This is a genomic window from Acinetobacter sp. CIP-A165 (genome assembly GCF_000367985.1).
GTDB lineage: Bacteria > Pseudomonadota > Gammaproteobacteria > Pseudomonadales > Moraxellaceae > Acinetobacter.
The window spans coordinates 1-1,350 of record NZ_KB849199.1 but is presented as its reverse complement, the minus strand read 5'-3'; the positions used below and the strand labels follow the sequence as shown (position 1 = coordinate 1,350).

Below are 1,350 nucleotides of genomic sequence, written 5' to 3'. Positions count from 1 at the left end.
GGCAGCAGATAGCGTGGCGGGGGTCGGTGGGATGTGCGGAGCGCGTCCTGCCGCCCGCGCGACGCTGATGATGAAAACAAATTTTCATTTCCAGCCTGAAAATGAAAAAGCAGAGCGGGTGTCTACCCGCGAACTGACATAAATTGATTAAAAACCTTCTCTCCCTGATTACATGCTCCCTTTAGCCTAAGAGTGGGAGTAACCGAGCTTTGCTCGCCGATTAAAGAATAAAAAAATTAAATTTTCTTGAATGGATATGGGTGGAACTACACAACAAACCCACTTTTTTTTCATGTCTAAATAATAGCAACAGAGGAGACATGATTATGTTTGACTACGATCTACTTAACTTAATTCTTTTTGTTTTATCAACGCTCTACACAATTTTGGGGTATTACAAAAAATGATGTTCCAACTTATAAAAAATAATGCGGAGCAAAGACGAGGAGTGAGGAGGAGGTCACGACCGACCGACACGACCGAGGAATTGGCGGAGCATTGTATTTACCCTTTATATTTTGCGTATATACAACATGTTGTCATGAAAACATGTGGTCTTGCTTTTCTGATTTTTTCAGTAGTACTATCGACTTGCACCAAAGCTTGTGCGAAAGACCTCGTTCACCGTACAGGCAAAAAAAATGGGCTGACAGTGCTGGAACACTTCAACCCAGTGATCAACATAATTAAGGTATGTCGATGAATCTATTTTATGGGGAAAATCCGTCCTCAGCAAGCTCAAAGAGCATTCAAAATAGCCAGTCTCTTGGTATATATACGAAATCTCCTGCCATCCTTACGCCACAAGGGTTTCAGCGGGTGCATGATTATTTACTCCAGGACCAATCTCGAAAGCTTTTACCTAAAGAGCGAGTTTCGAATTGTAGACGTTTGCGTATTGATAAAATGAAGCCTCGTACAGTGATGTACAACGAGAATCGTTGTAAGGCTCATTTTGGTAATGTTCAGATTTGCGGTTCTATTTGGTCATGTCCCATTTGTGCAAAGCACATCACTGAGCAAAGACGTACTGAATTAAGAACTGGCTTAGATAGATGGAAAACAGGCCGTAACGGCTCCGTATATCTCCTTACGCTCACGTTTAGCCATTCGCATGGTCAATCCTTAAGGATTTTGCTAGAAGGCCAGAAAAAGGCTTACAAGCGATTTTTCGAGGGGCGTAAAGTTGTAGCAATTTTCAAAAAATTAGGCGTGGAATACAAAATTAAGGGGCAGGAAGTCACTTACGGCCAAAATGGTTGGCATCCTCATAATCATGTTCTTTTATTGGCAACTCACCACGATTTACGTTTTGAAAGTTATATATCTGAATTAGCTGAGCAATGGATT

1 protein-coding gene is annotated in these 1,350 nt (G+C 41.6%); it reads left to right on the top strand.

What is annotated here, in order from left to right; genetic code table 11:
* Positions 1-699: 699 nt before the first annotated feature.
* Positions 700-1,350, top strand: a 651-nt coding sequence (locus tag F991_RS00005; protein WP_004667808.1) for a protein rep, incomplete at its 3' end; no start/stop codon positions are given.